Here is a 5829-nt window from a genome sequence, read left to right as displayed (position 1 = left end):
CGTCCCGGCTGGGGCTTCGCCGCCTCGTTCGCTCAAGAGAGGAACAAGCACCCGCAGCGATCTGCCAGCTCCGCCACCCACTGCGACGGCCGCGCCTACTTCGATCGGCGCGTCGCCGAGGACAGGACGAACAAAGCAGCCCTGCGGGCGCTCGGGCGCCAAATCTCCAACACCGTCTACCGGCACCTCGTCGCCGACGCCGCCATCCGACGCGACTGACACCGACCCCATGTCGGTTTTCGATGATCCCCAATGACGGGTTTCCCTGATCGCTCACAAGGACAAGCGGGAACGACTTGAAGCCAGCGTGACCGGCCCCTGCATCCCTGAACGGCTGGCTCTTCGGCGAGGTCACTCCCGCCCGAACCAACGCGGCGCTTCGCGTTTCAGCGGGGTGTGACCGTCGGGAGTAGGCCCCAGTTGGGTTGGCCGGCGTAGAGCGGGGCTCGGATCCGGTAGTGGGCGAAGCGGCGGAACCCGATATCGGCACGCGCTTGACCCGCTTGATGAGGTTCTTGATCACTTCGGTCGGTCCGTTCGACACCCGAGCCTCGGTGCCACGCGGCGATCTGGTGTCGCCACTTGGTGATCGTTCGACCGAGCTGGCGGATCTCGGGTGGGCAGGACTCGTCTTGGAGATCAACACCGAGCCGCTCGACGAACTCGACGGCGAGGTCGGGATCGTCGATGTCGTAGATGCTGCGCATGGGTTCTTGGCGTGCTACGCGGTGCGGACCATACGGCGTAGCGTTGAACACAGCAGGGGCACCCTCGGACTCGACGACGTTAGCCACGATCTTTCATAGGGCTGCTTGAGCGGGGCTGTTGCTGGTCACGGTCAGTGGTCCGAGGGCGCGGCCAGGAGTGTGGGGGCCCAGGGCCAGGTGCGGTCGAGGTCGAGACGCCGGCCGCTGGGTGTGACGCGGGCGGCGACGTGGAGGAGCCGGTGGCGGAGCGTCTTTGGGGTGGCTCGTCGGAGGGGGCCGGTGAGGCTGATGGCCTGCGCCCAGGCGAGCAGGTCATGGGCGGTGAAGCAGAGCTGCATCCATACCTCGTTGTTCACCACGCAGTCGAACGGCAGGTTGGCCAGGCCGCAGGCCTTGGTGTCACGGATCGGGTTCTCGGCGCGGGCGCGCTGGCGCTGGAACAGCTCGAGGACGGCGATGTCGTCGCCGGGCTGGTCGGTGATGAACGCGGTGTGGCGCATGCCCTCGACGGTGTCGAACAGCGACAGCTGGGCACCGGGGCGGGGGCGCTCGCGGCGCACGATCACCCGCGTGCCCGCCGGCCAGGCGCTCAGGTCCATCCAAGTCGGTGAGCTCAGCAACCTGCGCGCCAGGGCGCGGTCGGCCGTTGCCGTCGACCGCAGGGGCCCAGTCATTGTCATCGACGCAGACGATGGCGTCGCGGACCGCACCGGTGACCCCGAACCCGAGCGAGAAGCCGATGTTGCGGTCTCGGCAGGCCTCGACCAGCCAGTGCGACGTGCCTCCCGCGTCGGCCCGGACGATGAGCTCCTTGGCCGTGTCATCGGGATGGTCGCCGGGTGCGTGCCCGGCCCGCCAGGTCTCGGGCAGCGCAGCGATGGCCTGGCCGAGGAGCACGACGTGGTCCTCGGCGGTGTTGGCCCCGGCGTTGCCCGGGCGCAGCGTCCCGGCCAGGACCTCGTTGCAGTCGCCGGCCATCGCAAGCAACGGGTGGTGGCCGTAGGTGCGCTTGTAGGTCGGCGCAGCGTCCTGCTTGTCGGCCTTGGTCGTGACGATGGTGGCGTCGATGTCGATCACCAACAGCTCACCATCGGGGCCGGCACCGGCGGCCCAGGCCCGCTCCCGCGACGAAGCTCGCGCTGCGACGATGCCCCGCAGCTCGACCGGGCCGAGATCGTTGAAGGTCCGCCACACCGTTGGCTCCGACGCCACCGGTCCGGCCAGGGCCGGCTGGTTGCGCAGCACGGCCAGGTCCGACAGGCACGTCGCCCCGTCGGCCAAGGCGAGCGTCACCTGGGCCATGGTCCGCCCGGGGTGGTGACGCCGCCACGCCTGGCCATCGAAGGCCTCGACCAGACCCGCCGCGAGGCCGGTCAGGTCAGCCGCCTCAGCCAGCCACACCAGCCCCGCCCTCGACGCCAGCCCCTCCCCGTCGCAGGTCACCGTCCGTGGCCGAATCAGCCTGGTACCGTTCATCACCAAAGCCCTCCCGTTCCCGGGTTCGATGTTTGTTCAGCGACTCACATCATCCCAGGTGGGAGGGCTTTTCGCGAGCCGCACAAGGGCTCGCTACGAAAGATCGTGGTTAGACATCGCCAAGTTCGCAGGGGCCCCTGCTACGCGCCCGGGACCCTCACACCCCGCTCATCCGCGAAGCGCCGGTTACGCCCCGTTCGGAGCTCCGTCACTTCGTGGTGAGCCGATGAGCAAGCTCGGCCCACTGCGGGGTGGGAGGCTCGGCCTGAGCGTCGCCGAGGACCTGGATGCACACGTGAGTGGCTCCAGCGTCGAGGTGGCCTTGGATCCGGCCGGCGACGGCCTCGATGTCACCCCACGCCACGAGGGCGTCGACCAAGCGATCGCTGCCGCCGCTGGCGAGGTCGGTGTCGGCGAAGCCGAGGCGATGCAGGCTGTTGGCGTAGTTCGGTAGCTCGAGGTACATCGCCAGCGTGGTGCGGGCCAGGTCGCGAGCCTGGGTCGGGTCGGTGGCGAGCACCACCTTCTGCTCCACGGCCACGATGGCGTCGGAACCGACAGCAGCCCGAGCAATGGCGGTGTGGTCGGGGGTGACCAGGTAGGTGTGAACGCCATCGGCGCGCTCGGCCGCGAGGTCGAGCATCCTAGGTCCGAGGGCGGCGAGCACCCGCGGTGGGGGTGTGGCGGGGGGGGGGGGGACGGGAGGCCGGGCCTCCCCGGGGCTCGGGGGCTGGCGCCGGGGTACTCGCGCATGTGGTCCAAGGGACGTCGGTAGTCGTGGTTGCGTACGCCCTTGATCAGCGGCTCGTGACTGACGCCGAGCCCGAGGATGAACCGATCGGGATAGGTCTCGGCCAGCGTGAGCTGCCCGGCCCTCATCGCCATCGGGTCGCGTCCCCACACGTTGGCGATGCCGGTCGCCACGGTGATCGTTGGTGATCCCGCGAGGAGGACTCCCGCGAAGATGAGGGCGTCTCGGCCTAGGATCTCAGGGATCCACAGCGCCCCCCACCCCTGCTCGTCGAGTTCCGAGACGATCTCCTGGGCACGATGAGCCGAGACAAGGTCAAGGGCGGCGGTCCAGATTCCGATTGGAGAGAGGCTCATCGCCATCCGCTAGCGGTGATCGGCGACACGTGCATGTGCTCTCCCACCTAGGAGTTGGGCCGGTAGCGGAGCTGGATCGGCCGGCGCGGGTGGGAGTCTGAGTCTCGGCCTTCGATTCGAGCGCCTTCCGCCTCCAGGAGCGGTCGTACCTCTCGGAAGACGGCACGGTAGCGGTACCAGGGCACCGACGGATAGAGGTGGTGGATCAGGTGGCGGTCCTGTTGGAGCAGCAACCAGGTCGAGCCTCGGAATGTTGTGATCCGCGTGTTGAGGAACCGAGCCGTATTGTCGTAAGGGACGTGCGGGAGCCACTGGAACAAGACGATCAGGGCCAAGATGCCCACTCGGCCCGGCATCCACCAGAGGAAGAACGCGGGCACGAATAGACCGAGCGGGATCGAGGCGACGAGCAAGAGCAGACCGATCTGGGAGTAGCGACGAACACGTCGTCGTTCGGCCTTGATCCGCTCGCTCGACTCGGGCTTGGCTGCGGGCATCCGCTTCGAGAGCAAGCGCGCCACGAGGCGGTCACCCCACGGGAGGGCACCGATCACCCCGAACACCACGACCATCGCCCACTTCACCGGGAGCGACCACATCGGTCCGTTCACCTGGGCGTCGGGATCGAGGACCGGGTCGTTGGTGTGGGCATGGTGCCGTAGGTGTGTCCCTGAGTAGCCACGAAAGCTCAGCTGGAGCGGGATCGCGGCGATCGAACCGCAGGCGGTGTCGAGCCAGCGCCACCGCGCCTGGCGGCCGCTGATCGCTTTGTGGTTCGCGTCGTGGTGCACCGTGTAGAAGGCGTAGGTGAGCACCGCGTTGAGGGCGAACCCAGCCCACAACGGTACGAGTCCGGCGAACCATCCGACGATTACCCCCACGTAAGCGGCGACGAGTCCTGCGCAGAGCGCGACGGTCGGCCAACCGACCTCTCCAGAGTGGCGGCGGACGACCTCGGTCTCGTCGATGACGACCTGAATGCGCTCATCGCGGTCGCCTCGGCCGCTGGCTCGAGGTCCGATCGAGGTCATGGTCGTCTCCCCACCCACTGTGGACATCAAGGGTTGACCGCCATGCGGCCTGGCATTCAACATACGTGAGCGAGTACGACCGGTAAATCCCCAGCTTCCGGTCGAAAGGACCGGTAATCCGATCATGGACCATCGTACCGAGCTCCGCACTCTCACCGCACTGGCCCGCCTGGGCAATGCCCGGCGCGCAGCTGACGCGGTCGGCCTGTCGCAGTCCACGGTCAGCGACCTCATCGCCCGTCTTGAGCGCACTTACGGCACCCGCCTGTTCGATCGGGGCCGTCACGGGTCACGCCCGACCGCGACTGGTGCGCTGGTCATCGAAGCCGCCCGACAGTCGCTGGAGATCCTCGACAACGCCGAACGCGAGGTCGGCCTACTCGAGGGCTACGAGCGCGGTGCGCTCTCGGTCGCTGCCCACCCCCTCCTCATCGAAAGCCACCTCACCCCGGCGGTGGCCACCATGCTCGGGCACAGCGCCAACCTCCACTGCCGCATCCGAAGCGCCACACCGGATGCCCTGCTTCGGGGCCTCCGCGACCGCCACCTCGAGTTGTTCATCGGCCTCGCGCCCGACGCCCCACACGATGATGTCACCATCGAGGCCATCGCCACCTACGAACCGGTTCCGTTCTGTCGGTCTGGCCACCCGCTCGCCACGGTCCCACCCCAAGGCATCCAGGTCCTCAGAGAATTCCCGATCGTCACCACCGAGGCACCCCGGTGGTACACCAGCCTCACCGGAGCTGCCATGCCCACCGATCCCGTCCTCGCCGACGAGATCGCCGAGCGCGGTCGACACGTGATCGTCGACCACCTCGCCACCATGGAGACCCTGGTCCTGTCCACCGACGCTCTCGGCCTCGCACCTCTGCAGTCCATCCGGCGGGGCATCGAGGCCGGGGGGCTCGTCATGCTCGATGTCCCCGACGACCAACAAGCAATCCTCCAGTCGGCACCCATCGTTCTCGCCACCATGGACGAGCGGCCCCTCCCCCCGAGCGCGACGGCCCTCATCGACATCATTCGCACCACCCCACCTGATGTAGACCGGCCAGGACGCGCGTCATGATCCCGAACGACTGGTGCATATCCACCTAGCCGCGCAGCTCTTTACATCATTCTCTCACCCGACCGACGACCAGAAACATGCCTATCGCCCTCCGCATCATTACGGGCTCCACGGGTCTGTCAGGGTCGGCCCAGTCGTCGCTCGCCGCTTGGGTTAGGGCTCCTCGGGAGATTCCTCTTATCGCTTCTAGAACTCTCTTATCGCTCAGAACCCTCGTAGAAGTGAGATTGCCATCGTCGCAAAGTCCTCGACCAAGGTATCGGCCTCGGCGGCGTCGAGCTGAACAGCAGTGAGCATGAGGCTGTCAAGTAGCGAGATGATGAGGAAGACTTGCCGCTCGACGACAGCCGGGTCCCTGTCGTCGAGGTACGTGACATGACGGCATAGAACCTGAGCGTTCCGACGGCTGTCGGCGAGGTCGAGCGCACTTAGCTCG

Annotated in this window: 6 protein-coding genes and 3 pseudogenes; 2 read left to right on the top strand and 7 right to left on the bottom strand. The window is 67.5% G+C overall.

All coding sequences use genetic code 11. The features are described from left to right. Positions 1-219 (top strand): annotated as a pseudogene (locus PKD89_RS19465) (hypothetical protein); the annotation flags it as partial. 167 nt (positions 220-386) lie between these two features. Here the strand turns inward: PKD89_RS19465 and PKD89_RS19460 are convergent. From PKD89_RS19460 to PKD89_RS19440, 6 genes and pseudogenes are all read right to left on the bottom strand, one after another. Next, positions 387-707, bottom strand: coding sequence for a hypothetical protein (locus tag PKD89_RS19460; protein WP_289010894.1), 321 nt, complete (start codon positions 705-707; stop codon positions 387-389). A 131-nt stretch (positions 708-838) separates the two neighbouring features. Then, positions 839-1306, bottom strand: coding sequence for a transposase (locus PKD89_RS19455; RefSeq protein ID WP_289010896.1), 468 nt, complete (start codon positions 1304-1306; stop codon positions 839-841). 85 nt (positions 1307-1391) lie between these two features. Further along, a pseudogene (locus tag PKD89_RS19450) lies at positions 1392-2183 on the bottom strand (transposase); the annotation flags it as partial. A gap of 208 nt (positions 2184-2391) precedes the next feature. Further along, complete coding sequence (locus PKD89_RS19905; RefSeq protein WP_349257394.1) at positions 2392-2826, bottom strand: hypothetical protein; 435 nt, start codon at positions 2824-2826, stop codon at positions 2392-2394. A 158-nt stretch (positions 2827-2984) separates the two neighbouring features. Next, a pseudogene (locus tag PKD89_RS19900) lies at positions 2985-3290 on the bottom strand (LLM class flavin-dependent oxidoreductase); the annotation flags it as partial. A gap of 47 nt (positions 3291-3337) precedes the next feature. Further along, on the bottom strand, positions 3338-4321 hold the full coding sequence (locus PKD89_RS19440; RefSeq protein WP_324332873.1) for a fatty acid desaturase: 984 nt from the start codon (positions 4319-4321) through the stop codon (positions 3338-3340). 124 nt (positions 4322-4445) lie between these two features. Between PKD89_RS19440 and PKD89_RS19435 the strand changes: the two genes are divergently transcribed. Beyond that, on the top strand, positions 4446-5393 hold the full coding sequence (locus PKD89_RS19435; RefSeq protein WP_324332871.1) for a LysR family transcriptional regulator: 948 nt from the start codon (positions 4446-4448) through the stop codon (positions 5391-5393). 204 nt (positions 5394-5597) lie between these two features. Here PKD89_RS19435 and PKD89_RS19430 read toward each other — a convergent pair. After that, positions 5598-5829, bottom strand: a 232-nt coding sequence (locus PKD89_RS19430; protein ID WP_324332869.1) for a hypothetical protein, incomplete at its 5' end; no start/stop codon positions are given.

Origin of the sequence: Candidatus Neomicrothrix sp. (genome assembly GCF_035329545.1) — a bacterium.
GTDB classification, from domain to species: Bacteria; Actinomycetota; Acidimicrobiia; order Acidimicrobiales; family Microtrichaceae; genus Microthrix; species Microthrix subdominans.
Note: the sequence above shows the minus strand (reverse complement) of the source record. Positions and strands in the feature narration are given on the sequence as shown.

Bases quoted from the DNA above. Each gene is read 5' to 3' on its own strand.
- PKD89_RS19455 (WP_289010896.1), bottom strand. From the start codon at position 1,306: ATGGACCTGAGCGCCTGGCCGGCGGGCACGCGGGTGATCGTGCGCCGC.
- PKD89_RS19905 (WP_349257394.1), bottom strand. From the start codon at position 2,826: ATGCTCGACCTCGCGGCCGAGCGCGCCGATGGCGTTCACACCTACCTG.
- PKD89_RS19460 (WP_289010894.1), bottom strand. From the start codon at position 707: ATGCGCAGCATCTACGACATCGACGATCCCGACCTCGCCGTCGAGTTC.
- PKD89_RS19440 (WP_324332873.1), bottom strand. From the start codon at position 4,321: ATGACCTCGATCGGACCTCGAGCCAGCGGCCGAGGCGACCGCGATGAG.
- PKD89_RS19435 (WP_324332871.1), top strand. From the start codon at position 4,446: ATGGACCATCGTACCGAGCTCCGCACTCTCACCGCACTGGCCCGCCTG.